Source organism: Sphingomonas crocodyli, assembly GCF_004005865.1.
Taxonomy (GTDB): domain Bacteria; phylum Pseudomonadota; class Alphaproteobacteria; order Sphingomonadales; family Sphingomonadaceae; genus Rhizorhabdus; species Rhizorhabdus crocodyli.
Genome location: NZ_SACN01000001.1, coordinates 502,592 through 524,464, shown reverse-complemented (window position 1 = coordinate 524,464; position 21,873 = coordinate 502,592). Strand labels below are relative to the sequence as shown.

At 64.6% G+C, this 21,873-nt stretch carries 21 protein-coding genes, 1 tRNA gene and 1 pseudogene; 9 read left to right on the top strand and 14 right to left on the bottom strand.

Annotated elements, in window-relative coordinates:
• Positions 1-72: 72 nt before the first annotated feature.
• The 3 genes from EOD43_RS02670 (at position 73) to EOD43_RS02655 (ending at position 6,974) form a co-directional block, all read left to right on the top strand.
• Positions 73-1,521 (top strand): NAD(P)-dependent oxidoreductase, encoded by a 1,449-nt coding sequence (locus EOD43_RS02670; RefSeq protein ID WP_127740841.1) that lies wholly within the window; start codon positions 73-75, stop codon positions 1,519-1,521.
• Between the two features lie 26 nt (positions 1,522-1,547).
• On the top strand, positions 1,548-6,086 hold the full coding sequence (gene gltB / locus EOD43_RS02665) for a glutamate synthase large subunit (RefSeq protein WP_127740839.1): 4,539 nt from the start codon (positions 1,548-1,550) through the stop codon (positions 6,084-6,086).
• Positions 6,087-6,302: 216 nt separating this feature from the next.
• Entirely contained in the window at positions 6,303-6,974 is a 672-nt protein-coding gene (locus tag EOD43_RS02655; RefSeq protein WP_127740837.1) for a glutathione S-transferase family protein, read from the top strand.
• Positions 6,975-6,981: 7 nt separating this feature from the next.
• Here the strand turns inward: EOD43_RS02655 and EOD43_RS02650 are convergent, their stop codons facing one another.
• Positions 6,982-7,176 carry a hypothetical protein gene (locus EOD43_RS02650; RefSeq protein ID WP_127740835.1) on the bottom strand — a complete coding sequence of 65 codons (195 nt, stop codon included), beginning with the start codon at positions 7,174-7,176 and terminating at the stop codon, positions 6,982-6,984.
• Between the two features lie 198 nt (positions 7,177-7,374).
• Here EOD43_RS02650 and EOD43_RS02645 point away from each other — a divergent pair, with 198 nt between their 5' ends.
• A complete protein-coding gene (locus tag EOD43_RS02645) occupies positions 7,375-7,743 on the top strand; it encodes a hypothetical protein (RefSeq protein ID WP_127740833.1) in 369 nt (122 codons plus the stop codon).
• Between the two features lie 387 nt (positions 7,744-8,130).
• Here the strand turns inward: EOD43_RS02645 and EOD43_RS23505 are convergent.
• Positions 8,131-8,207 (bottom strand): annotated as a pseudogene (locus EOD43_RS23505).
• Positions 8,208-8,494: 287 nt separating this feature from the next.
• Here EOD43_RS23505 and EOD43_RS02640 point away from each other — a divergent pair.
• Complete coding sequence (locus EOD43_RS02640) at positions 8,495-9,211, top strand: class I SAM-dependent methyltransferase (RefSeq protein WP_127740831.1); 717 nt, start codon at positions 8,495-8,497, stop codon at positions 9,209-9,211.
• 237 nt (positions 9,212-9,448) lie between these two features.
• Here EOD43_RS02640 and EOD43_RS02635 read toward each other — a convergent pair whose 3' ends face one another.
• The 3 genes from EOD43_RS02635 to EOD43_RS02625 form a co-directional block, all read right to left on the bottom strand.
• Positions 9,449-9,697: a hypothetical protein gene (locus EOD43_RS02635; RefSeq protein ID WP_127740829.1), complete on the bottom strand. Its 249-nt coding sequence runs from the start codon at positions 9,695-9,697 to the stop codon at positions 9,449-9,451.
• 196 nt (positions 9,698-9,893) lie between these two features.
• Positions 9,894-9,967 (bottom strand) — tRNA-Gly (locus EOD43_RS02630).
• A 50-nt stretch (positions 9,968-10,017) separates the two neighbouring features.
• Positions 10,018-10,209 carry a hypothetical protein gene (locus EOD43_RS02625; protein ID WP_127740827.1) on the bottom strand — a complete coding sequence of 64 codons (192 nt, stop codon included), beginning with the start codon at positions 10,207-10,209 and terminating at the stop codon, positions 10,018-10,020.
• A gap of 176 nt (positions 10,210-10,385) precedes the next feature.
• Between EOD43_RS02625 and ppc the strand changes: the two genes are divergently transcribed.
• Positions 10,386-13,067 (top strand): phosphoenolpyruvate carboxylase, encoded by a 2,682-nt coding sequence (gene ppc, locus EOD43_RS02620; RefSeq protein ID WP_127740825.1) that lies wholly within the window; start codon positions 10,386-10,388, stop codon positions 13,065-13,067.
• 10 nt (positions 13,068-13,077) lie between these two features.
• Positions 13,078-13,554 carry a hypothetical protein gene (locus EOD43_RS02615; RefSeq protein WP_127740823.1) on the top strand — a complete coding sequence of 159 codons (477 nt, stop codon included), beginning with the start codon at positions 13,078-13,080 and terminating at the stop codon, positions 13,552-13,554.
• A 168-nt stretch (positions 13,555-13,722) separates the two neighbouring features.
• Here EOD43_RS02615 and modA read toward each other — a convergent pair whose 3' ends face one another.
• Entirely contained in the window at positions 13,723-14,469 is a 747-nt protein-coding gene (gene modA / locus EOD43_RS02610; RefSeq protein WP_127740821.1) for a molybdate ABC transporter substrate-binding protein, read from the bottom strand.
• Between the two features lie 5 nt (positions 14,470-14,474).
• Entirely contained in the window at positions 14,475-15,239 is a 765-nt protein-coding gene (locus tag EOD43_RS02605; protein WP_127740819.1) for a methyltransferase, read from the bottom strand.
• Positions 15,240-15,358: 119 nt separating this feature from the next.
• Between EOD43_RS02605 and EOD43_RS02600 the strand changes: the two genes are divergently transcribed.
• Complete coding sequence (locus tag EOD43_RS02600; RefSeq protein ID WP_127740817.1) at positions 15,359-15,529, top strand: (2Fe-2S)-binding protein; 171 nt, start codon at positions 15,359-15,361, stop codon at positions 15,527-15,529.
• A 148-nt stretch (positions 15,530-15,677) separates the two neighbouring features.
• Positions 15,678-16,172, top strand: coding sequence for a bacterioferritin (gene bfr / locus EOD43_RS02595; RefSeq protein ID WP_127740815.1), 495 nt, complete (start codon positions 15,678-15,680; stop codon positions 16,170-16,172).
• A gap of 95 nt (positions 16,173-16,267) precedes the next feature.
• On the opposite strand, the gene EOD43_RS02590 is transcribed toward bfr, so the two are convergent.
• The 7 genes from EOD43_RS02590 to EOD43_RS02560 all read right to left on the bottom strand — a co-directional run bounded on the left by EOD43_RS02590 (position 16,268) and on the right by EOD43_RS02560 (position 21,783).
• A complete protein-coding gene (locus EOD43_RS02590; RefSeq protein ID WP_127740813.1) occupies positions 16,268-16,711 on the bottom strand; it encodes an Hpt domain-containing protein in 444 nt (147 codons plus the stop codon).
• A 49-nt stretch (positions 16,712-16,760) separates the two neighbouring features.
• Positions 16,761-16,976: a sulfurtransferase TusA family protein gene (locus EOD43_RS02585; RefSeq protein ID WP_127740811.1), complete on the bottom strand. Its 216-nt coding sequence runs from the start codon at positions 16,974-16,976 to the stop codon at positions 16,761-16,763.
• A gap of 1 nt (position 16,977) precedes the next feature.
• Positions 16,978-18,342, bottom strand: a complete 1,365-nt coding sequence (der, locus tag EOD43_RS02580; RefSeq protein ID WP_127740809.1) for a ribosome biogenesis GTPase Der — start codon at positions 18,340-18,342, stop codon at positions 16,978-16,980.
• 66 nt (positions 18,343-18,408) lie between these two features.
• Positions 18,409-19,737: a PQQ-like beta-propeller repeat protein gene (locus tag EOD43_RS02575; protein WP_127740807.1), complete on the bottom strand. Its 1,329-nt coding sequence runs from the start codon at positions 19,735-19,737 to the stop codon at positions 18,409-18,411.
• Between the two features lie 19 nt (positions 19,738-19,756).
• Entirely contained in the window at positions 19,757-20,458 is a 702-nt protein-coding gene (locus EOD43_RS02570) for a tetratricopeptide repeat protein (protein ID WP_127740805.1), read from the bottom strand.
• Between the two features lie 47 nt (positions 20,459-20,505).
• Positions 20,506-21,378 carry a 3-methyl-2-oxobutanoate hydroxymethyltransferase gene (gene panB, locus EOD43_RS02565; protein WP_127740803.1) on the bottom strand — a complete coding sequence of 291 codons (873 nt, stop codon included), beginning with the start codon at positions 21,376-21,378 and terminating at the stop codon, positions 20,506-20,508.
• Between the two features lie 141 nt (positions 21,379-21,519).
• Positions 21,520-21,783: a DUF2312 domain-containing protein gene (locus EOD43_RS02560; RefSeq protein ID WP_127740801.1), complete on the bottom strand. Its 264-nt coding sequence runs from the start codon at positions 21,781-21,783 to the stop codon at positions 21,520-21,522.
• Positions 21,784-21,873: the final 90 nt, after the last annotated feature.

The following is a 21,873-nucleotide window of genomic DNA, read 5'->3' as shown; positions in this document are numbered from 1 at the left end:
ACTCATTGCGCGGATTGCGCGTGACTCCGGCGGTTTCCTGTGAGAATGGGCGCGCCATGAGGGAGCGCATTCATGGCCAATGAACCGATGCTGAAGTTCGTCGTGCGGGGGCAGGATTATCCTGTCAAACGCGACGCATCCGATCGCACCGCCGATTTTGGCGAGATCAGCGCACGTTATAATGACGAAGCGGCAGGCGAGCAGGCTTCGCGCTGTTCGCAGTGCGGCGTGCCTTACTGCGCGACGCATTGCCCGCTGCACAACCATATTCCGGACTGGCTGCGCCTGACGACCGAAGGGCGTCTGCGCGAGGCCTATGAACTGTCGAACGCGACGTCGACCATGCCCGAAATCTGCGGCCGCATCTGCCCGCAGGACCGGCTGTGCGAAGGCAATTGCGTGATCGAATTCTCCGGCCACGGCGCGGTGACGATCGGGTCGGTCGAAAAGTACATCACCGACACGGCCTGGGAAAATGGCTGGGTCGAGCCGGTGCGCGTCGGCCCCGCAAAGGGCCAGTCGATCGGTGTGATCGGCGCCGGCCCCGCGGGCCTGACCACCGCCGAACTGATGCGCGCGCGCGGTTACGAGGTGCACGTCTATGACCGTCACGATCGCGCCGGCGGCCTGCTGACCTACGGCATTCCCGGCTTCAAGCTGGAAAAGGACGTGGTGATGCGCCGCGTGAAGCGGCTGGCCGATGCGGGCATCGTCTTCCACAACAGCTTCGAAGTCGGCCGCGACGCGACCCTCGACGAGCTGCGCGGGCGGCACGACGCGCTGCTGATCGCCACCGGCGTTTACAAGCCGCGCGCGATCAAGGCGCCGGGCGTCGGCGCGCCGGGCGTGGTCGATGCGCTCGACTATCTGATCGCGTCGAACCGCAAGGGCTTTGGTGACGCGGTCGAAGCCTATGACAATGGTGGGCTCAACGCGGCGGACAAGAATGTCGTCGTGATCGGCGGCGGCGATACCGCGATGGACTGTGTCCGCACCGCGATCCGCCAGGGCGCCAAGTCGGTCAAGTGCCTCTACCGCCGCGACAAGGCCAATATGCCGGGTTCGCAGCGCGAGACGAAGAATGCCGAGGAAGAAGGCGTCGAGTTCGTGTGGCTCTCCGCCCCCGAAGCCTTCGACGGCACCGATGCGGTCAGCGGCGTGCGCGCGATCAAGATGCGTCTGGGCGCGCCCGACGCTTCGGGCCGCCGCGCGCCCGAGCCCGATCCGGGCAGCGAGTTCCGCCTCGACGCCGATCTGGTGATCAAGGCGCTGGGCTTCGACCCCGAGGAACTGCCGCACATGTTCGGCGCGCCCGATCTGTCGGTAACCCGCTGGGGCACTTTGCGCGTCGACCACAAGACGATGCAGACCAGCGTCGAGGGCGTGTTCGCCGCGGGCGACATCGTGCGCGGTGCCTCGCTGGTCGTCTGGGCGATCCGCGACGGCCGCGATGTGGCGGAACGCATGCACGCCTTCCTGAAGGCGAAGAAGGCCGCTTCCCCTGCGAAGGTGGCGGCATGACGATGGATTTTGGAAGGGATGGCGCGATGAGCCACACCGAGAACGAATGGATGGCCGGCGAGCGTGAGCGTCTCGCCCGCGAAGGCATGTATCGCCCCGAATATGAAGGCGACGCCTGCGGCGTGGGCCTGGTCGCGGCAACCGACGGGAAGCCGTCGCGGCGCGTGGTGGCGGCGGCGATCGACGCGCTGAAGGCGGTGTGGCATCGCGGCGCGGTCGACGCCGATGGCAAGACCGGCGACGGCGCGGGCATCCATGTCGACCTGCCCGTCCGCTTCTTCGACGATGCGATCGAATATGCGGGGCACAAGCCGCGCCCGAACCGGCTGGCTGTCGGCATGATCTTCCTGCCGCGCACCGATCTGGGCGCGCAGGAGACGTGCCGCACGATCGTCGAGGCCGAGATCATCGATTTCGGCTACACCATCTATGGCTGGCGCCAGGTGCCCGTCGACGTTTCCGTGATCGGCGAGAAGGCGCAGAGCACGCGCCCCGAAATCGAGCAGATCATGATCGCCGGGCCGATGCCCGACGAAATGTCCGAAGCCGAGTTCGAAAAGAACCTGTACCTGATCCGCCGCCGGATCGAGCGCAAGGTGATCGAGGCCCAGATCCAGGGCTTCTACATCTGCTCGCTCAGCGCGCGTTCGATCATCTATAAGGGGCTGTTCCTAGCCGAGGAGCTGTCGGTCTTCTATCCCGACCTGAAGGATCAGCGGTTCGTCAGCCGCGTCGCGATCTTCCACCAGCGTTATTCGACCAACACCTTCCCGCAATGGTGGCTGGCGCAGCCGTTCCGGACCTTGGCGCACAATGGCGAGATCAACACGATCCGCGGCAACAAGAACTGGATGAAGAGCCACGAGATCAAGATGGCGTCGCTCGCCTTTGGCGAGCACTCCGACGAGATCAAGCCGCTCATCCCGTCGGGCGCGTCCGACACCGCGGCGCTTGACGCGGTGTTCGAGGCGATCTGCCGGTCGGGCCGCGACGCACCGACCGCCAAGCTGATGCTCGTCCCCGAGGCGTGGCAGGGCAGCACCGATCTGCCGAAGCCCGTCATGGACATGTACAGCTATTTCGGTTCGGTCATGGAGCCTTGGGACGGCCCGGCCGCGCTGGCGATGACCGACGGCCGCTGGGTCGTGGCGGGCGTCGACCGCAATGCGCTGCGCCCGCTGCGCACCACGCGCACCGCCGACAATCTGCTGATCGTGGGTTCGGAAACCGGCATGGTCGTCGTTCCGGAATCGACGATCGTGTCGAAGGGCCGGATGGGCCCCGGCCAGATGATCGCGATCGATCTGGAAGAGGGCAAGCTGTACGGCGACGCCGAGATCAAGGCGCAGATCGCGGGCGAAGCGCCCTATGGTGAATGGGTGAAGGGTTTCCGCACCCTGGCCGACCTGCCGACCCCGGACGAGGACATGATCCCGCGCTGGGAGCGCGCCGAACTGCTGCGTCGCCAGGTTTCCGCCGGCCAGACGATGGAGGACATGGAGCTGATCCTGTCCCCGCAGGTCGAGGATGCGAAGGAAGCGATCGGTTCGATGGGCGACGACGCGCCTCTGGCCGTCATCAGCGACAAGCCGCGCCTGATCAGCCACTTCTTCCGCCAGAATTTCAGCCAGGTGACCAACCCGCCGATCGACAGCTTGCGCGAAACGCGCGTGATGTCGCTCAAGACGCGGTTCGGCAACCTCGCCAACATCCTGGACAGCGAAGCGGCGCAGAGCGACGTGCTGGTGCTGGAAAGCCCGGTTCTCCACTGCCGCGACTGGCACACGCTGAAGAACCATTTCGGCGCGCAGGCGGCCGAGATCGACTGCACCTATGATTCCGATGGCGGGCCGGATGGGCTGCGCAACGCGATCGCCCGCGTGCGGACCGAGGCCGAAATCGCGGTGCGCGAGGGCAAGACCGAAATCTTCCTGACCGACGAACATGTCGGGCCGAACCGGGTCGCGATCGCGATGGTGCTGGCGGCGGCGGCCGTCCACACCCACCTGGTCCGCAAGGGGCTGCGTTCCTATGCGTCGGTCAACGTGCGGTCGGCCGAATGCCTCGACACGCATTATTATGCGGTGCTGATCGGCGTCGGCGCGACCACGGTGAACGCCTATCTGAGCGAGGCGGCGATCGCCGATCGCCATGCGCGCGGCCTGTTCGGCGACATCAGCATCGCCGACGCGCTCAAGCGCCATCGCAAGGCGATCGACGACGGTCTGCTCAAGATCATGTCGAAGATGGGGATCGCGGTGATCTCCAGCTATCGCGGCGGCTATAATTTCGAAGCGGTGGGCCTGAGCCGTGCGCTGGTGAACGATCTGTTCCCCGGCATGCCCACCAAGATTTCGGGCGAAGGCTATAACTCGCTCCAGCTGTCCGCGATGCTGCGGCACGAAGCGGCGCATGACGATGTCGTCGTCAACCTGCCGGTTGGCGGTTTCTATCGCCAGCGCAACGGCGGCGAGGCGCATGCCTATTCGGCGCAGCTGATGCACCTGCTGCAAAGCTCGGTGTCGACCGACAGCTATTCGACCTATCTGCAATTCTCGCGCGGCGTGCGCGATATGCCGCCGGTCTATCTGCGCGATCTTCTGGAGTTCAACTGGGCGCGCGAGGGGATTCCGATCGACTCGGTCGAGGCGATCACCGAAATCCGCAAGCGTTTCGTGACGCCGGGCATGTCGCTGGGCGCGCTCAGCCCCGAAGCGCATGAGACGCTGGCGATCGCGATGAACCGGATCGGCGCGAAGGCCGTGTCGGGCGAAGGCGGCGAGGACAAGTCGCGCTACACGCCCTACGACAATGGCGACAATGCGAACTCGGTGATCAAGCAGATCGCGTCGGGCCGCTTCGGCGTGACCGCCGAATATCTGGGCGCCGCCGAGGAACTGGAGATCAAGGTCGCACAGGGCGCCAAGCCCGGCGAAGGCGGGCAGCTGCCCGGCTTCAAGGTGACCGAGATGATCGCCAAGCTGCGCCATTCGACGCCGGGCGTGATGCTGATTTCGCCCCCGCCGCACCACGACATCTATTCGATCGAGGATCTGGCGCAGCTGATCTACGACCTGAAGCAGATCAATCCGCGCGCGCGGGTCTGCGTCAAGCTCGTCAGCTCGGCCGGCATCGGCACGGTCGCGGCCGGCGTCGCAAAAGCCCACGCGGACGTGATCCTGGTGTCGGGCCACAATGGCGGCACCGGCGCTTCGCCGCAGACGTCGATCAAGTACGCCGGCACCCCGTGGGAAATGGGGCTGACCGAGACGAACCAGGTGCTGACGCTCAACGGGCTGCGGCATCGCATCAAGCTGCGCACCGACGGCGGCCTCAAGACCGGCCGCGACATCGTGATCGCGGCGATCCTGGGCGCCGAGGAATTCGGCATCGGCACGCTGTCGCTGGTGGCGATGGGCTGCATCATGGTGCGCCAGTGCCATTCGAACACCTGCCCGGTCGGCGTCTGCACGCAGGATGACAAGCTGCGCCAGAAGTTCGTCGGCACGCCGGAAAAGGTCATCAACCTGATGACCTTCATCGCCGAGGAAGTGCGCGAGATCCTGGCCAAGCTGGGCGTCCGCTCGCTCGACGAGATCATCGGCCGCACCGAGCTGCTCCGTCAGGTGAGCCGTGGCGCCGAGCATCTCGACGACTTGGATCTCAACCCGATCCTGGCGAAGGTCGACGCGCCCGAATCCAAGCGGCGCTTCAACATCGAGGGCTTCCGCAACGAAGTGCCCGACAGCCTCGACGCGCAGATGATCGACGACGCCAAGGCGGTGTTCGAACGGCGCGAGAAGATGCAGCTGACCTATACGGTGCGCAACACGCACCGCGCCGTCGGCACCCGCTTCTCGGCCGAGATCACGCAGCGCTTCGGCATGTCGACGCTGGCGGACGGGCACGTCCACATCCGCCTGCGCGGTTCGGCGGGCCAGTCGCTCGGCGCGTTCGGCGTGAAGGGCATGACGCTCGAAGTGTTCGGCGACGCCAACGATTATGTCGGCAAGGGCCTGTCGGGCGCGATCATCACGGTGCGCCCGATGGTGTCGAGCCCGCTGGAGACCAAGCACAACACGATCATCGGCAACACCGTCCTGTACGGTGCGACCAGCGGCAAGCTGTTCGCGGCGGGCCAGGCGGGCGAACGCTTCGCGGTGCGCAATTCGGGCGCGACCGTGGTGGTCGAAGGCTGCGGCGCGAACGGATGCGAATATATGACCGGGGGCACCGCGGTGATCCTGGGCAAGGTTGGCGAGAATTTCGGCGCGGGCATGACCGGCGGCATGGCCTTCGTCCTGGACGAGGACGGCAGCTTCGCGACGCACGCCAACCCCGAAAGCATCCTGTGGCAGCGCTTCGAATCGCATTATTGGGAACAGCGCGCCAAGGCGCTGATCGCCGAACATGCGGTGATGACCGACAGCAAGTGGGCGCATTCGGTGCTCGATGACTGGGATCGCTGGCGCGGCAAGATCTGGCAGGTCTGCCCCAAGGAAATGGTCAGCCGGCTCGAATATCCGCTGAACGACAACGACGCCGAGGTCGTGGCGGCGGAGTGATCCACGCCTGATCCTCCCCGGGACGGGGAGGGGGACCGCGAAGCGGTGGAGGGGGTTCGCCACAGGCGATGGACCTGGCCTCCAGCCCCCTCCACCATCCTGCGGATGGTCCCCCTCCCCGTTCCGGGGAGGATTATGGCTGACAGCAACAAAGCTGTGGGTCTTTTGCGTTCAGACTGCTGACAGCGCGTCCTGCGGTCGATAGGCTGGGGCGCGATGTTCCAGCTGTATCAGTTTCCCCTCTGCCCCTATTCGCGCAAAGTGCGGCTCCAGATGGAGGAGAAGGGCATCGCGTATCAGCTGGTGCGCGAATCCCCGTGGGAGCGGCGCGACGAGTTCCTCGACATGAACCCGAGCGGCCAGACCCCGGTTCTGGCCGACGCCACCCTCGGCCTGACGCTGATCGATTCGAAGGCGATCGGCGAATATCTGGAAGAGACGGTCGAACGCGCGCCGATGATCCCCGGCAATGTCGCCGCGCGCGCCGAGGTGCGCCGGCTGGTCGCCTATTTCGACGAGAAGTTTCACGGCGACGTGGTCGGCCCGCTGCTGCACGAGCGCGCGATCAAGCGGATCGTCCACCGCCTGTCGCCCGACGCGGGCGTGCTGCGCCATGCGATGAAGGCCGCGAACGACCATCTCGATTATATCGATTATCTGGTGGCCAGCCGCCGCTGGATCGCCGGGCCGCTGCTGAGCCTCGCCGACCTGGCCTGCGCGGCGCATCTGTCGGTCGCCGACTATCTGGGCGGGATCGACTGGCGCGGGCATGACGAGACGCGCCAATGGTATTCGGGAATGAAGTCGCGCCGGTCGCTGCGCACCGTGCTGGCCGATCGGATGGAGCTGGTTTCGCCCCCCGATCATTATGAGAAGCCCGACTTCTAGGGCTTAGTTAGAGCGCCACCACCAGCGCCGCGATGCCGAGCCACAGCATCGTGCTGACACCGAAGATGAAGGTCATCCGCTGGATCCGCGACGGCCGCGCCTCCGCCGGTCGCAGCGCAGGCTTCGCCTGTACCGGCTGCCCCGGAGGAAGATAGATCCGCGATCCGCGACGAGGTTCATCGCGATGGGGAAGTGTAGCCATGAGCCTCTCCGCTCGTCTTTATTATGCAACAAACGAACGGATGACATGAAGGTTGCCTGAACGGCAATCCGCGATTCGACTATTTTACAATGATTTAGGATCGCGTCCGCAACGACTTGTCGCATTTTTACAAGACTGCGAGGCCGTGGAGCGGGCGAAGCCGATCAGCCAGAAACATACTCGGCTAAAAACCCGCATGTGACGCTTAAATTAAGCTCAAAATGGAAATCGCAGATCGATCGGTTTTGGTTGCCTCGAAAGGGTCTCGGCGCCCAGCGCCAGATCGGCCAACTTTTCGGCGCAATGACGCTTTACGAAAACCCTTACGAAGCCGAACACGAACGTGTTGAGAATCCGGATGACCACGAAAGGCCAGAGGCCGATACCAACCCAGCCTTATCGACGACGCATCCGGCCATGAAAGCTCAGGCCATTACTGGGCACGATGCGCGATGGATGCTCGACGAAGAAGCGGCGGGAGTTCCAACCCCAACCCTCTGGCTGATCCCTTCCTACAGGAAGATATGTCCTTTACGGATGGGAATGGACGCAGGAGTTCAGACATGACCGAGATGAAAAGCTGGTAACTTTGGTTCAAAAAAGCGCCGGAAAGTGCGCGAGGGCATTGAGGCCGCGCACAACGGTCAACTGGCGGCGCTCACTGAGACTATGAAGCGGTCATACTGCGGTCTCCGCCGGATGTAGTACAGGTACTGGCTGCAGCAAGGCTATCCGCATTGGGCAGCCGCCCAGATGGCTGAGCAGATGTACCAGAGCGTGTCGATCGAGGACGTCGCCCGATGACCGGCAAATCCCGCATCCTCCACCGCGCAAAGCTGGCTCAGCAGAGGGGTAAGCAGGACAGTCTATCCTGCTCTTTATACTTGCTAGTGAAGACGGTGAGGTTTGGGGAGCAGATCGGGCGGGAGGGATAACTGCTGCTGCGGCTGTTCGACACCATGACGGGAATCGAACCCGTACTCCTACTGGGAACCCCCTGAAGTGCGCACTACCAACTGCGCTGCATGATGCACCGCCGCAGCCCGATGAATCTACCACATCACCAATGCCTTAAAAGGCCAAGCCCCTTGCACCAGCAAATTTCCTTCGTACATTAGAACGCCATGAGGGGAACTGACTGGCTACCATTCAGCATTGCACCAACATGGCGTTCGCTTACTGAACGCCGGCAGGAAACGGCGGCGGCTTCTGGACGGTCATCGGGACCAGCGGTGCTTCTCTCGACCCGGCACATTGGACGCCGATGCCATTAGGGCCGAGCACCGCAAGCAACTAACAGCACACGGGGGTTTCGGAAGTGATCGATCAACTATTGGATGGCAATGTAATCAACGTTGAGCATCTTGAGGGATGCCCGGTACATGAACATCACTTTCCGCAGGGCTGGACGAACCTCACCGAAGTGAATCTGCTCTATACCCTCGCCAAGAACGTCGAAGGGCCTGTTCTGGAAATCGGGCCGTGGCTTGGCCGCTCTACCCTCGCTATCGCCGCAGCTATTAGGGATTCTGGCAAAGAAACACCGTTCGACACGATCGACTATGGCCCGACCTCGATCGCCGAGTGGAACGAAATGTTTGGCGATACCTTCTCGGCGTTCCTCGACAACGATGCGGTCGTTCGCAGCATTCATACCAAGGGCGGCAGCACTGCGGTACTGATTGACACGATTCGCAATGCCGGCCTGCTCCAATACGTGACCACGTTCGTCCGCGGTGACTTCTTGAAGGTGCCGAAGCGCTCAAGCTATTCGATGATCTTCTGCGATACGCTGCACGACGAGCGCGAGATCCACGCTTACGGTGCAGCGATCAATGAGCTGCTTGAGCCCGGTGGCTGGTTACTGTGCGACGACATCTACGACGAACGCCTGGGAACAATCCTGCAGAAGTATATTGCCTGCGATCTCGTGGGCTACTCGAAGGACGTGGACGAGTATTCCAAGTTCATGGTCGCGCGGAAGGCGGGCGGGACGACGCAGACCCCACCGACCTATGAGGAAGCTACGGTCTAGTATAATGCTCTCGGGCTGCTCTACATGGTGGGGCAGCCCGGGTCCAAAGCCCCATTGCGGACAACCCAGCGGCAGATGCGAACAACCTGCTGCCATCCCCTGCGCCCCCACAAAAGCACTTCGTCGTTCCAGTCATCCTCAGCGGCAGGATCGGCCAGCGCCGCGATAGGCTAGGCCGGCTCTCGCTCAGAGACCAAGTCTTGCGCAGGCGGGGATAGCGCCCGTATCGGCCCCTTGCTAGCGCAGGATGACACAGCCACGGCGGATGCGGCAATCATGCTCAGTCGCGCAAGCCTTGCTCGCATGGGTCAATTCCCCTTGCTGCTTGGTGTTCTGGGCAAGGTCTCCAGCGCGTTCGCTCGCCGCGGCTTCGGCGGCCGAACTGGCGGTTGCGAGCGCCTTGTTATTCGCGAGCTCAAGCTCGAGATCGGCCGCAAGGCGGTCGGGGAGGTCAACTGGCGGCAAGGCGCGAAGATGCCTGGCCATGTGAAGGCGAGCATTTCGACATCTATGCAATCCCGGACCCGGCCAATCTGGGCCTGATTCTGGCCGCTACCGAGGTGGTCATTGATGACATCAAAAAGCGTGTTCCGGAGCCTTTACCGCAGGTTACCGCACGAAGGTTCTTTCAAGGCCGTGCTTAAACTGGTAAAAAATTAGTTGATTTTCGGGGTTTCAGGTTTGGAGCGGGCGAAGGGAATCGAACCCTCCTAGCTAGCTTGGAAGGCTAGAGCATTACCACTATGCTACGCCCGCGCTCAGGAGCCGTCCCGATAGCGGAAAGACGGCCTGCCGGACAAGTCTGTTTAAAGCTGGAAGTTGGCCCAGGCCGCGCTGCCGATCAGGAGCGCCGCGCCGGTGGCCGATGCCGCCATCAGCCCGCGACCCGCGAAGATGAGCGCAGGCGCATGTTCGCGCTGCTCGCGCCGGTTGCGCTGGATGCTCGACACCACGAACATCGCCACAAAGCCATAGATCAACGCAAACGCAGGAAGCATACCCAAACCCCCGATGTGGCGGACGCGCACGCACGGCGCGACGGGCGTCCCCCCGGATCGCCCTTCCTTCGCGGACTATGGTTAATTTCCGCTTTAGCGAAAGGGGATTCGGCCGGCTTTGGCGCGCTTTGCGACGAATGGTTGACGCCTTCATTCGCGCGGCGCAGCATCCGATCATGTCCAGTGCACCCCCGATCACCCAGAACCCCGACATCCGCTTCCTTGGCCGCCTGCTTGGCGACGTGATCAAGGCCTATGGGGGCGAAACCTTGTTCCGGCGGATCGAATATATCCGTTCCGCGTCGGTCGATCGCGCACGCGGGATCGTCGACGCGCACAGCATCGACAGCGGGCTGGATGCGCTGACGCTCGACGACACGCTCTCCTTCGTGCGCGGCTTCATGCTGTTCTCGATGCTCGCCAACCTGGCCGAGGATCGGCAGGGCGTGGCGGCCGAACCGGGGGCCGATGTCGCCTCCGCACTCGCAAGGCTCGAGCAGGAGGGGATTTCGCGATCCGAAGTGCTCGATCTGCTCAACCGATCGCTGATCGCCCCCGTGCTCACCGCGCACCCGACCGAGGTGCGGCGCAAGAGCATGATCGATCATCGCAACCATATCGCCGAACTGATGGCGCTGAAGGATATCGGCCGGACCGAGACGGTCGACGGCGACCTGATCGATCAGGCGATCTACCGTCAGATCGCCTTGCTGTGGCAGACGCGCCCGCTGCGCCGCGAGCGGCTCTATGTCGCCGACGAGGTCGAGACCGCGCTCGCCTATCTGCGCGACGTGTTCCTGCCCACTTTGCCCGCGCTCTATTCGCGCTGGCAGCGCGCGCTGGGGCATCGCCCGGCGAGCTTCCTGCGCCCCGGCACCTGGATCGGCGGCGATCGCGACGGCAATCCGTTCGTGACCGCGGATTCGCTGCGCCTGGCGCTGTCGCGCGGGGCGGAGGCGGTGCTGGGCCATTATCTGCGCCAGTTGCACGCGCTGGGCGCCGAACTGTCGATCTCGACCGAACTGGCCGAGGTGACGTGGGAGGTCGAAAAGCTGGCCGAGGCATCGGGCGACAAGAGCTCGACCCGCAGCGACGAGCCCTATCGCCGCGCGATCAGCGGCATCTATTCGCGCCTCGCCAAGACCTATCAGGCGCTGGCCGGGCGCCCGCCCGAGCGGCTGCCGCGCTATGAGGCCGATGGCGATGCCTATGCGACGCCCGGCGAACTCAAGGCCGATCTGGTCGAGCTGAGCCATGCGCTCAACCGCACCGGCGCGGGTTCGCTGTCGAGTGGCGGTGCACTCGGCCGGCTGATCCGTGCGGTCGAGACCTTCGGCTTCCACCTCGCCACGCTCGACCTGCGCCAGAATTCGGACGTGCACGAACGCGTCGTCGCCGATCTGCTCAAGGTCGCGGGGGTCGAGGCCGATTATATGGCGCTCGACGAAAAAGCGCGCGTCGCGCTGCTGCGATCCGAATTGCAGAGCAAGCGGCTGCTGCGCACGCCCTTCGGCGGCTATGACGAGGAGACCCTGTCCGAACTCGCGATCGTCGAGGCGGCGGCCGAGGCGCATCGGCTTTACGGGCCAGAGGCGATCACCACCTACATCATCTCCAAGGCATCGACCGTGTCGGACATGCTGGAGGTCAACATCCTTTTGAAGGAAGCCGGCCTCTACGTTCCCGGCGAGCCGCCGCAGGCCGCGGTGATGGTGGTGCCTTTGTTCGAAACGATCGGCGATCTGGAGAACGCGCCCGAGGTGATGACCGACTGGTTCGGCCTGCCCGAAGTCGCGGCCGTCACGACTGCGCGCGGCCATCAGGAGGTGATGGTCGGCTATTCGGACTCGAACAAGGACGGCGGCTATCTGACGTCGGTGTGGAGCCTGCACGAGGCGTCGAGCGCGCTCAAATCGGTGTTCGCCGATGCGGGCGCGGCGATGCAGCTGTTCCACGGCCGGGGCGGTTCGGTGGGTCGCGGCGGCGGATCGAGCTTTGCCGCGATCCGCGCGCAGCCGCCGGGCACGGTGCAGGGCCGCATCCGCATCACCGAACAGGGCGAGGTGATCGCCGCCAAATATGGCACGCGCGAGAGCGCGATGGTCAATCTGGAGGCGGTGACATCGGCCACCCTGCTCGCCAGCCTCGAAAAGCCTTTGCTCAAGCCCGACGAGGCGACGAAGTTCGGCGCGGCGATGGCGGATCTTTCGGGCGCCGCGTTCAAGGCGTTTCGCGGCCTCGTCTATGAGACCGAGGGTTTCCGCACCTTCTTCCGCCAGATGACCCCGATCGCCGAGATCGCCGACCTGAAGATCGGTTCGCGCCCAGCCAGCCGCACGAAGAGCGACCGGATCGAGGATCTGCGCGCGATCCCGTGGGTGTTCAGCTGGGCGCAGGCGCGCGTGATGCTGCCGGGCTGGTATGGCGTGGGGCAGGCGCTGAAGAACCACGAGGATATGGGCCTGCTGCGCGAGATGCTGGAGGCGTGGCCCTTCTTCCAATCGACGCTGGCCAATCTGGAGATGGTGCTGGCCAAGTCCGACATGGACCTGGCCGAACGCTATGCCGAGCTGGTCGAGGACAAGGCGCTGGGCAAGGCGATCTTCGGCCGCATCCGCGACGGATGGCAGATGACGCATGACAGCCTGTTGTCGGTGACGCGCCAGACCCGGCTGTTGCAGAAGAATCCCGCGCTCGATCAGTCGATCCGGCTGCGCCTGCCCTATATCGAGCCGCTGAACCTGTTGCAGATCGAATTGTTGAAGCGCCATCGCGCGGGCGAGGACGATCCGCGCGTGCGCGAGGGCATCCAGCTGTCGATCAACGCGATCGCGACCGCGCTGCGCAACAGCGGCTGAGGAGAGGACAATGAAGTTTCTGATCGGGGCGACCGCCCTTCTGCTGGCCGTGCCCGCCGCCGCACAGACCGCCGAGACGCCCGATTGCCGCGTGACGACGCCGGCCTATCCGGGGCCGCTCGCGACCTGGCCCAAGCCGACGGTGTCCGACGGCAAGCTGATCGCGGTCGGGCAGGCGACCAAGCTGGTCCTCGTGCCGCAGGCGAAGCTCACTTATGCCGTGAAGCCGCAGAAGGATGGGCTGGGCGCCGTCCTGACCGTGCAGGTGATGGAAAAGGGCCGCTATCAGATCGCGTCGAGCGGGCGGGTGTGGATCGACGTGGTTCATGCAGGCGGCGCGCTGGCGTCGGTCGAACATGGGCACGGTGCGGCCTGTTCGGGCATCGCCAAGATCGTCCAGTTCGATCTGGAACCCGGCCCCTATACGATCGCCTTGTCGGGCGGGACGAGCCCGGACCTGACGCTGCTGATCGCGCCGGCTTCCTAATACCGCCCCCTTTTCTCGTCATTGCGAGCGTCCTTCGACGGACGGGCTTCGACAGGCTCAGCCCTGCTCAGGATGAGCGGGATAAGAACAACCGCTCATCCTGAGTAGCCACTGAGCGAAGTCGAAGTGGCGTATCGAAGGACGCTCGCAATGACGAGGTGGGGAGGTTCAGCGCGTCCCGAAGCCGTAGCGGACGAAAATCGCGCGGCCGGACTGCGACAGCAGGAAGCGTCGAAAACCCTCCGCCTCCGGATTTTGCGAGGCGGCGATCGCGGCGATCGGATAGGTGATCGGCGGGTGGCTGTTCGCCGGAAACACATCCACCACGCGCACGCCGGGGGCCGCCTTCGCATCGGTCGCATAGACGATGCCGAAGGGCGCCGCGCCGCGATCGACGAGGAGCAGGGCGGCGCGCACATTGTCCGCACGCGCGACATGCGGGGCCACCGCAGTCCAGACGCCGAGCGCGGTCAACGCCGCCTTGCCATATTTGCCCGCCGGAACCGCCTCCGTATCCGCCATCGCCAGCTTGCCGTCGCCCAGCGCGCGCAGCAGCGGGAAGTTGCGCGCAATACGCAGCGCCTGCTTCGATCCCGCCGGCGCGATCAGGACGATACGGTTGGTCAGGAAGCTGCGGCGCGTGGCGGGGCGGATCAGTCCCTTCTTCGCGACATCGTCCATCCATTCCTCATCCGCCGAGACGAAGATGTCGGCGGGCGCCCCCGCCGCGATCTGCCGCGCCAGCGTGGAGGAACCGGCAAAGGAGATGACCGGGCGTTCATGTCCCTTGGCGGCCCAGGCATCGGCGGCCGCATTCATCGATTCCTGCAGGCTCGCCGCCGCGAAGATCAAGGGCGGCTTGGCAAAAACGGGCGCGCCCAGCAGCGCGAGCAGGATCGTCAGCAGGGTTTTCATGCGCGTCACTCCCCAGCGCGGAAGAAGGCGAAGGCGATATGATAGCTGACGGTCGCACCATCCGCATCGAAACGATCGAGCGCGGCGCGCAGCGCGGCGGGGCCGAGCGGGCGATAGCCCTCCGACGCGACCCCCGCGCCGATCGCCTTCAGGCTGGCCAGGAAGGCCCGCCCGCTGCCCGGACACCATTGCCAGCTGCCATCCGCCACCTCCGCCGTGACGTCCGCAGGCGCCATTGCGCGGATCGTGGCAGCGTCGGGATAATGCGGCACGCCGGTGTCGCCGCCGACCGCGACGCGCCATTCGTCGAAGCTGCCCGCCGCCATCGTCGCAAAGGCGAGCAGGCCGCCGGGGCGCAGCAGCGCGATGTTGCGCGCGATCGCGTCGCGCAGATCGCCGACCCATTGGAAGGCCAAGCTGGAGCAGATCAGATCGAAGCGCGCGCCGTCCTCCAGCCCGGCGGCGGGATCGGCGCCGTCGACCACGCGATAATCGGCGGCAAGGCCGAGCCGCGCGCGGGCGCGATCGAGCATTGCGGGCGCAAGGTCGCTGACCGTCCAGCGCGCATCGGGCAGGCGCGGCGCAAGCGCACTGGTGAGGAAACCGGTGCCGCATCCGATTTCGAGGATGTCGGGCGCGGCCGGCAAGGGGCGCGAAGTGATTCGTTCGGCGAGCGCAGCGGCGACGGCTCGCTGCACCGAAGCGGCGGCATCATAGTCCTGGGCGGCCCCGAAAGCGCGGGCGATACGGTCTGTACGGGTGGAATTCATCCCTTTGGCCGATAGGCGCGGTATCATTTTGCGACAAGTCGCATCGGAAAATGCAGATTCAGTATTGATAGTCAGTCGCAGTAGCGCATAATCACTCCCGATAAGATGGAGTGGACTGAATGGTCGTTTGCATTTGCAACGCGATTCGCGAAACCGAAGTGCGCGACGCCGTGCGAAAAGGGGCTACGTGCCCCCGCTCCGCTTATGAGACGCTCGGGCGTCGTCCGCGCTGCGGCCAATGCCTCCCCTTCGCGCGCGAAATCATCGAGGATGAAGCGACCGTCGCCTGATAGTCATTTGCAGTAACGACTGAGACTTGCGAACGCCTCTCAGTCAAAGCAAATAAAACAATGACTTAGCTGAACTTTTATTCGGCTGATGCTTTTCTTTGCGTCGATGTTGGCATATTAGGCCCGCATCAATGCATCGGAGGCAGTAATGAAGGGCGACCCCAAGGTCATCGAAATCTTGAACGAAACGCTCAAGAATGAGCTGACCGCGATCAACCAGTATTTCCTGCATTATCGCATGCTCGATCACTGGGGCATCGGCCGTCTCGCCAAGTTCGAATATGGCGAATCCATCGACGAGATGAAGCATGCCGACCGCATCGCGGAGCGCATCTTCTTCCTCGACGGGCTTCCCAATTTCCAGATGCTGGGCCGTCTGCGCATCGGTGAATCGGTCGAGGAACTGATCAAGGCCGATCTGGCGCTCGAGAATGACGCCATCCCGCAGCTGCGCGACGGCATCGCCTATTGCGAGCAGGTGCGTGACTACATCACGCGCGATCTTCTCCAGTCGATCCTCGATTCGGAAGAAGAGCATGTCGACATGCTCGAAAAGCAGCTCGACATGATCGAGCGCATGGGCATCCAGAACTATATCCAGCTCCAGTCGCGCCCGGCCGACGAGCAGGAAGCGAGCCACTAAAACTCGCTATCATGAATGCAGCGAAGCCACCCGCTCCGACCGGAGCGGGTGGCTTCGTCATTTTCAGCACCTCGCCATGACGAGGAAGAGGGATGTTAGGCGCCCTTGCGGCCGAAGCCGCGCGCAGCGACGGCGCCGGGTGCGCCCGGACGACGCGCCAGACGCGCCGCATCGGCGGCAACCTCGCGCTCAAACAGCCGCAGCGTTTCGATCAGCAGCGGACGTAGGCGGGGCACATCGGCGCCCAGATCGTCGGGCGCGGACCGATCCTCGACGCACTGGCGCGCGGCATGTTCGATCTTTTCGGACAATTTGCCGATCGCCTCGGCCCCGAATTGCAGCGAATCGCCCTTCAGCGTGTGCGCCGGACGCACCATCGCCACGGCATCGCGCGCGATGAACGCCTGTTCGACGGCGACGATGCTTTTGGCGGCATCATCGCGATAATAGCTCAGCAGGCGGCCGAATTCGGCGCCGATAATCGCGCGGGTCTGGGCAAAGGCGGCCCAGTTCACGACATCATCCTTGGGTTGCAGCATGTGTCTTCTCCAGACCGAGCGGTTTAGACAAACGCCGTAAAGAAGCGGTTTACGCGGGTGATTGACGCGCGTTTACCGTGACGCGGTGCGCATCGCCGCTCTGTTCGACCACCCAGCCATTGGCGGCGGCCAGCGCCGCAATCTCCGCCGGGGCGATCGGATCGTCGGCCAATATCTCCACCTGTGCCGCGCCATCGCGCACCGCGCGCGCGAGCCGGACGACCGGCCAGGGGCATTTCAGCCCCCGCGCGTCGATGCGGACCATATCAGTCGAACGGATTTTTCGGCGCGCGCACCGTCAGCCGCACCGGGACCGCGCCGAAGCCGAGTTCCTTGCGGATGCCGTTGACCAGATAGCGGCGATAGCTTTCGGGCAGCTGATCGACGCGGGTGCCGAACAGGACGAAGCTGGGCGGGCGGGTGCGCGCCTGCGTGAGATAACGCAGCTTGATGCGCCTGCCGCCGGGCGCGGGGGGCGGATTCGCCTCGATCGCGCGTTCGAACCAGCGGTTGAGCTGGCCGGTCGAGACGCGCTTCGACCAGGCTTCGCGGGTTTCGTGCGCGGCGATCAGCAGCTGATCGATGCCCCGGCCGGTTTCGGCCGAGACGGTGAGCAGCGGCAGCCCGCGCACCTGCGCCAGACCTTCGTCGAGCGCGGCGCGCACGCCCTGGAACAGCTTGGGCGGATCGGCCGCGACATCCCATTTGTTGAGCGCGATGATCAGCGCGCGGCCTTCCTGCAGCACCTTGTCGGCAATGCGCAGATCCTGCGCCTCCAGCCCCAGGGTCGCATCGAGCAGCAGCACGACGACCTCGGCGAAATCGACCGCGCGCAGGCCATCGGCGACCGACAGCTTTTCCAGCTTGTCCTGCACCTTGGCGCGCTTGCGCATGCCGGCCGTATCGATCAGGCGGATCGGATAGGCATTCCCGTCGGGCGCGTTCCACGTCCAGTCGACCGCGATCGAATCGCGCGTGATGCCGGCTTCGGGGCCGGTAATCAGCCGCTGTTCGCCCAAAATCTTGTTGATCAGGGTCGATTTGCCCGCATTCGGGCGGCCGACGATCGCGAGCTTGAGCGGACCGGAGGCTTCCTCATCCTCCTCGCCTTCCTCGACCTCTTCCTCGTCGCGCTCGACATAGGGGCGGATAGCTTCGAACAGGTCGACCAGACCCTCGCCATGTTCGGCGCTGAGCGGCACGGGATCGCCGAGGCCCAGTGAATAGGCCTCCATCACCGCGCTCTCGGTCGACTTGCCTTCGGCCTTGTTGGCGATGAGGACGATCGGCGTATCCTCCCCGCGCAGCCAGTTGGCGACCTGTTCGTCGAGCGGCATCACGCCCGCGCGCGCATCGACCATGAACAAGGCGACGTCGGCGTCGCGCACCGCCGCCTGCGTCTGCGCGCGCATTCGGCCTGGCAGGGTTTCGGCATCGTCGGTTTCGAAACCGGCGGTATCGATGATGCGGAATTCGAGGCCGATCAGGGTCGCATCGCCCTCCCGCCGGTCGCGCGTGACGCCGGGCCGGTCGTCGACCAGCGCCAGCTTCTTGCCGACAAGACGGTTGAACAGGGTCGATTTGCCGACATTGGGTCGGCCGACGATCGCGACGACGGGAAGATTGGACATCGCCGCCCCATATAGGGGAATGCCCGTTTCGTCACCCCAGCGAAAGCCGGGGTGACGCGATGAGGTTTAACGGTAAGCGATCAGCTTGCCGTCATCGAGCAGGAGAACGGCGGTGCCTTCAGCCACGACCGGCGCGAAATAGGCCGAACCGCCGGTCTTCGTGGTCGACACGACACGGCCTTCGTCGACCGAGACGGTCAGCATCTCGCCGCGCGTATTGGTGACGAGCAGGCGCCCGCCCGCGAGGACCGGACCGGCCCAGTTGATCAGGCCGCGGCGCTTCTTTTCTTTCTTCCAGCGCGGAAGCTGGGTCAGCCAGCGGACCTTGCCGCTGTTGCGCGCGATGCAGACGAGCTTGGCGTCGTCGGTGAGGACGAACAGCCATTCGCCCGCGATCCACGGCGTTTCGATGCCCGCGACGTTGAGTTCCCACAGCCGCTGGCCGGTGTTGAGATCCATCGAGACCATGCGACCGCCCTGCCCGATCGCATAGACATGGCCCTGATCGACCACTGGCGCCGCATCGATATCGACGAGGCTGGCGACCGACGTGGTGATGCTGGTGCGCGACAGCGCGTCCTGCCACACGGCGCGGCCATTTTCGTAGCGGAAGGCCGAAAGTTCGCCCGACGAGAAGCCGGCGACGACGGTGCCCTGCGCGATCGCGGGCGCCGCGACGCCGAACACGGCCGAATTTTCGAGGCTGCCGCTGGCGGTCCACATCGTGCTGCCGTCGGACGCCTTGAGCGCGAACAGCTGATTGTCCTGGCTCATCACATAGACGGTGTCGAAGGCGAGCGACGGCGCGCCGCGCAGCGGGCCGCCGGGGCGCTTCGTCCAGAGCGGGCTGCCGGTGGTCGCGTCGAACGCGCCGACATCGCCGACGCCGTTGGTCGCATAGACCTTGCCGCCGTCGAAGCTGACGCCGCCGCCGAACAGGGCCGATTTGTTGCCGTCCTTCGCCGCCAGCGCCTGACGCCACACTTCGGCGCCGGTCTTGAGATCGATCGCGTGCACGACCGCCTCGATATCGATCACATAGACGCGGCCGTTGGCGATCACCGGCGCCGCGCCGAGGCGCGCCTTCTTCGACGATCCGGCGATCTTCTTCGTCCAGGCGACCGAGAGCGATTGGCCGAGGGCCGGATTGCCCATCGAGTGCGCGCCATTGCCGCCGGGCTGCGCCCAGGCATCGTTCGGCGCCTCGGGCGGAACGACGACCGGCACTTCGGCGAGCGCGGGATCGGTCTCGGCACCGCTTTCGGCGGTCAGGATGGCGACGCGCTGCCCCATGACGGGGGTGCGCGACTTCTTGCCGTCGCCCTTGAAGATGCCGCAGCTGGACAGAGCGGGCACGATCATCAACGCACAGACGAGGGGCAAAATCCTACGCATCACGGGGATCCTTGGCATCTTATTCGGCTTCGGCGGTCTGTGCGGGTGCGGCGGTATCGACGCCCAGCGAATTGGCGAGGCGCGAAGCCCGCGCGCGCAGCGTTTCGGGCTGCTTGGTGTCGGCGGCGATCGCGGCGAACAGGCGGCCCGCATCCTTGCGGTTGTTCATCGCCAGATAGGCCATCGCCGTCATCTCACCCGCCGAACCGAACCAGGCATTGCCTTCGACGGCGAGGGGCTTGAGCCGTTCGATTACCGTCGCGGGCGGCAGCGTATCGAAATCGAGCGAGGTCTGCCGCAGCAGCGCCAGATCGCGATAGGGCTTCGGAGCCTTGGCGTCGGCGACGATTTCGCCATAGATCTTCGACGCGCGCTTCAGATCGTTCTTCTGCGCGGCAAGCGTCGCCAGATCGAAGCGGGCGACTGCGACATAAGCGGGGTTGCCGCCGTCGATCAGTTCCTTGAGCTTCACGCCGGCGGGATCGTTGCGCTGCGCCTGCAGATCGGCGATCGCGGCGCTGAGCTGTTCGCCCTCCGCCTCGCGGCCCTTCTGCTGCTGGTGCTGCCAGAACAGGAAGCCCGCGAACAGCACGAGAGCGACGCCGATCGCGATCAGGCCGATACGGCCATAGCGTTTCCAGAGCGACAGGAGTTCGTCACGACGAAGCTCCTCATCCACCTCGCGCAGAAAGGCTTCATCATTGTTGGGCGAGACGGCCAATCACATCCTCCGGAAACAAAGGTCCGCCCTCTTAGCGGGCGTAAGGCTCAAGCGGAAGGGGCGGCCTTCTTGGGCTGATAAGTCTGGTCAGGCGTCGGGAAAGCGCGCGACCGGACATCATCCGCATAAATCTTCACAGCCGCTTCAATATCGTCGCTGAGCGCGGCGAACTTCTTCACGAAACGGGGCACGCGTTCGAACATGCCGAGCATGTCGTCGATCACCAGCACCTGACCATCGCACTGCGCCGAGGCGCCGATGCCGATCGTGGGAATATCGATCATCCGCGTCATTTCGATCGCGATCGGCTCGATCACGCCTTCGACCACGACAGCGAAGGCGCCCGCATCGCTGACCGCCCTGGTATCGTCGAGCAGCTTCGCCTGTTCGGCCTGGCTGCGCCCGCGCGCGCCATAGCCGCCCAGCGCGTTCACCGCCTGCGGGGTAAGGCCGACATGGCCCATCACCGGAATGCCGCGTTCGCTCAGAAAACGGATCGTCGGCGCCATCGCCTGCCCGCCTTCGAGCTTCACGGCCGCGCAGCCCGTTTCCTTCAGGATGCGCGCGGCCGAACGGAAAGCCTGTTCGGGGCTTTCCTCATAGGATCCGAACGGCATGTCGACGACGACGAGGCTGTGATAGCTGCCGCGCACGACGGCGGCGCCATGCAGGCACATCATTTCCAGGCTGACCGGCACCGTCGATGGCAGGCCGTAAATCACCTGTGCCAGACTGTCGCCGACCAGCAGGACGTCGCAATGCTGATCGAGGATCTGCGCCATGCGCACCGTATAAGCGGTGAGCATCACGATCGGCGTCTTACCCTTGGCCTCGCGGATCGCGGGAACGGTGAGCCGCCGCATCGGCTGCGGCGTCGGGGTCGCGCGGCTCGTGGCCGTGTCTATCTGAAAAGTCGACATATTTGTTCAGCCCTCAGGCGCCGGGCGGGCGGCATCCGCCGCCCTTGGCTTTCCGCGCAATAAGCGCGGGCGGCCGTTCGGCCTTGCGGACCCTCAGGGGTCCGTTGCCCCTCCTACCAGTTGGCGGGAGGGGCGTGAACATCAGATCATCCCAAGCGCAGCCATGTAGGTTTCGAGGACCATCTGTTCCTCGTCATGCTCGCCCTTCTTCTTCTTGCGGATCGAGATGAGCTTGCGGACGATCTTCGTGTCGTAACCGCGGCCCTTCATTTCCGACATCACATCCTTGATGTCGTCCGCGATACCCTTCTTCTCTTCCTCGAGACGCTCGACGCGTTCGATGAAAAGGCGGAGCTCCTGCGCCGCGATGCTGCCCTTGTCTTCGGCGATGTCGGCATCGGCCATGATTCGGTTCCCCGCTTGTGATTCTGTGGAAGGCGGCGGGTCTAGTGCCGCGCACGAGACCGCTCAACGGCAAAGTTTCCTATAGGAAAC

Bases quoted from the DNA above. Each gene is read 5' to 3' on its own strand.
- EOD43_RS02625 (WP_127740827.1), bottom strand. From the start codon at position 10,209: ATGCTTCCTGCGTTTGCGTTGATCTATGGCTTTGTGGCGATGTTCGTG.
- EOD43_RS02635 (WP_127740829.1), bottom strand. From the start codon at position 9,697: ATGGCCAGGCATCTTCGCGCCTTGCCGCCAGTTGACCTCCCCGACCGC.
- ppc (WP_127740825.1), top strand. From the start codon at position 10,386: ATGTCCAGTGCACCCCCGATCACCCAGAACCCCGACATCCGCTTCCTT.
- EOD43_RS02585 (WP_127740811.1), bottom strand. From the start codon at position 16,976: ATGGTCCGCATCGACGCGCGGGGGCTGAAATGCCCCTGGCCGGTCGTC.
- EOD43_RS02615 (WP_127740823.1), top strand. From the start codon at position 13,078: ATGAAGTTTCTGATCGGGGCGACCGCCCTTCTGCTGGCCGTGCCCGCC.
- EOD43_RS02655 (WP_127740837.1), top strand. From the start codon at position 6,303: ATGTTCCAGCTGTATCAGTTTCCCCTCTGCCCCTATTCGCGCAAAGTG.
- der (WP_127740809.1), bottom strand. From the start codon at position 18,342: ATGTCCAATCTTCCCGTCGTCGCGATCGTCGGCCGACCCAATGTCGGC.
- bfr (WP_127740815.1), top strand. From the start codon at position 15,678: ATGAAGGGCGACCCCAAGGTCATCGAAATCTTGAACGAAACGCTCAAG.
- EOD43_RS02605 (WP_127740819.1), bottom strand. From the start codon at position 15,239: ATGAATTCCACCCGTACAGACCGTATCGCCCGCGCTTTCGGGGCCGCC.
- EOD43_RS02600 (WP_127740817.1), top strand. From the start codon at position 15,359: ATGGTCGTTTGCATTTGCAACGCGATTCGCGAAACCGAAGTGCGCGAC.
- EOD43_RS02590 (WP_127740813.1), bottom strand. From the start codon at position 16,711: ATGCTGCAACCCAAGGATGATGTCGTGAACTGGGCCGCCTTTGCCCAG.
- EOD43_RS02575 (WP_127740807.1), bottom strand. From the start codon at position 19,737: ATGCGTAGGATTTTGCCCCTCGTCTGTGCGTTGATGATCGTGCCCGCT.
- panB (WP_127740803.1), bottom strand. From the start codon at position 21,378: ATGTCGACTTTTCAGATAGACACGGCCACGAGCCGCGCGACCCCGACG.
- EOD43_RS02650 (WP_127740835.1), bottom strand. From the start codon at position 7,176: ATGGCTACACTTCCCCATCGCGATGAACCTCGTCGCGGATCGCGGATC.
- EOD43_RS02560 (WP_127740801.1), bottom strand. From the start codon at position 21,783: ATGGCCGATGCCGACATCGCCGAAGACAAGGGCAGCATCGCGGCGCAG.
- gltB (WP_127740839.1), top strand. From the start codon at position 1,548: ATGAGCCACACCGAGAACGAATGGATGGCCGGCGAGCGTGAGCGTCTC.
- EOD43_RS02670 (WP_127740841.1), top strand. From the start codon at position 73: ATGGCCAATGAACCGATGCTGAAGTTCGTCGTGCGGGGGCAGGATTAT.
- modA (WP_127740821.1), bottom strand. From the start codon at position 14,469: ATGAAAACCCTGCTGACGATCCTGCTCGCGCTGCTGGGCGCGCCCGTT.